Annotated in this window: 1 rRNA gene; it reads left to right on the top strand. The window is 56.8% G+C overall.

The features are described from left to right. Positions 1-99: 99 nt before the first annotated feature. Positions 100-1,626: ribosomal RNA gene (locus tag ACFRJ8_RS22565) — 16S ribosomal RNA — on the top strand. The last annotated feature ends 7 nt before the right edge of the window (positions 1,627-1,633 follow it).

Raw genomic sequence — 1,633 nt, 5'->3', positions numbered from 1 at the left:
GCCACCCCGTGGTGTGGTCTGGTTTTTACAGCTGGTTTCAAATTTTGTGCATTGTGTGTTTCCCGTTTTCCCGGGGGCGCATGGTGTGTCTGTTTTACTTCAACGGAGAGTTTGATCCTGGCTCAGGATGAACGCTGGCGGCGTGCTTAACACATGCAAGTCGAACGATGACCCGGTGCTTGCACCGGTGATTAGTGGCGAACGGGTGAGTAACACGTGAGTAACCTGCCCTTAACTCTGGGATAAGCCTGGGAAACTGGGTCTAATACCGGATATGACTCCTCATCGCATGGTGGGGGGTGGAAAGCTTTATTGTGGTTTTGGATGGACTCGCGGCCTATCAGCTTGTTGGTGAGGTAATGGCTCACCAAGGCGACGACGGGTAGCCGGCCTGAGAGGGTGACCGGCCACACTGGGACTGAGACACGGCCCAGACTCCTACGGGAGGCAGCAGTGGGGAATATTGCACAATGGGCGCAAGCCTGATGCAGCGACGCCGCGTGAGGGATGACGGCCTTCGGGTTGTAAACCTCTTTCAGTAGGGAAGAAGCGAAAGTGACGGTACCTGCAGAAGAAGCGCCGGCTAACTACGTGCCAGCAGCCGCGGTAATACGTAGGGCGCAAGCGTTATCCGGAATTATTGGGCGTAAAGAGCTCGTAGGCGGTTTGTCGCGTCTGCCGTGAAAGTCCGGGGCTCAACTCCGGATCTGCGGTGGGTACGGGCAGACTAGAGTGATGTAGGGGAGACTGGAATTCCTGGTGTAGCGGTGAAATGCGCAGATATCAGGAGGAACACCGATGGCGAAGGCAGGTCTCTGGGCATTAACTGACGCTGAGGAGCGAAAGCATGGGGAGCGAACAGGATTAGATACCCTGGTAGTCCATGCCGTAAACGTTGGGCACTAGGTGTGGGGGACATTCCACGTTTTCCGCGCCGTAGCTAACGCATTAAGTGCCCCGCCTGGGGAGTACGGCCGCAAGGCTAAAACTCAAAGGAATTGACGGGGGCCCGCACAAGCGGCGGAGCATGCGGATTAATTCGATGCAACGCGAAGAACCTTACCAAGGCTTGACATGGGCCGGACCGGGCTGGAAACAGTCCTTCCCCTTTGGGGCCGGTTCACAGGTGGTGCATGGTTGTCGTCAGCTCGTGTCGTGAGATGTTGGGTTAAGTCCCGCAACGAGCGCAACCCTCGTTCCATGTTGCCAGCGCGTAATGGCGGGGACTCATGGGAGACTGCCGGGGTCAACTCGGAGGAAGGTGGGGACGACGTCAAATCATCATGCCCCTTATGTCTTGGGCTTCACGCATGCTACAATGGCCGGTACAAAGGGTTGCGATACTGTGAGGTGGAGCTAATCCCAAAAAGCCGGTCTCAGTTCGGATTGGGGTCTGCAACTCGACCCCATGAAGTCGGAGTCGCTAGTAATCGCAGATCAGCAACGCTGCGGTGAATACGTTCCCGGGCCTTGTACACACCGCCCGTCAAGTCACGAAAGTTGGTAACACCCGAAGCCGGTGGCCTAACCCCTTGTGGGAGGGAGCTGTCGAAGGTGGGACTGGCGATTGGGACTAAGTCGTAACAAGGTAGCCGTACCGGAAGGTGCGGCTGGATCACCTCCTTTCTAAGGA

The sequence above is a fragment of the Arthrobacter sp. NPDC056886 genome, assembly GCF_042788715.1.
In the GTDB taxonomy this organism is placed as follows: domain Bacteria; phylum Actinomycetota; class Actinomycetes; order Actinomycetales; family Micrococcaceae; genus Arthrobacter.
Note: the sequence above shows the minus strand (reverse complement) of the source record. Positions and strands in the feature narration are given on the sequence as shown.